This window comes from Halomonas sp. SIMBA_159 (assembly GCF_046536035.1).
Taxonomy (GTDB): domain Bacteria; phylum Pseudomonadota; class Gammaproteobacteria; order Pseudomonadales; family Halomonadaceae; genus Vreelandella; species Vreelandella venusta_A.
In genome coordinates this window covers 1-262 of the sequence record NZ_JAWJBT010000848.1, presented here as the reverse complement: position 1 = coordinate 262, position 262 = coordinate 1, and the positions used below count along the sequence as shown (strand labels likewise).

The window sequence follows — 262 nt, the reverse complement described above, 5'->3', positions numbered from 1 at the left end:
GGTGAAGACGAGGCGGACGGGGTCGTCCTTGCCGCCGATGCCCAGGGGGTGGACCTCGCAGCTCGGCGTGTCGGCGGCGATGGACGGGCAGATCTCGAGCATGTGCGACCCGAGCACGGCGGGGCCCGCGGGGTCGAAGTGGTAGGTGTAGTCCTCCATGAAGGACGTGCCCCGGCCGCCGGACTCGAGGCCGTGAGCCATGACCTTGCCGGCCCGGACGAGGGCGGCGGTCTTCCAGTCGCCCTCGGCCCCGAAGCCGAAC

Annotated in this window: 1 protein-coding gene; it reads right to left on the bottom strand. The window is 72.1% G+C overall.

Translation table 11 applies throughout. The features are described 5' to 3' along the window. The coding region (locus tag R0J87_RS21630; RefSeq protein ID WP_498888872.1) for an L-arabinose isomerase family protein at positions 1–262 on the bottom strand (262 nt) is incomplete at both ends.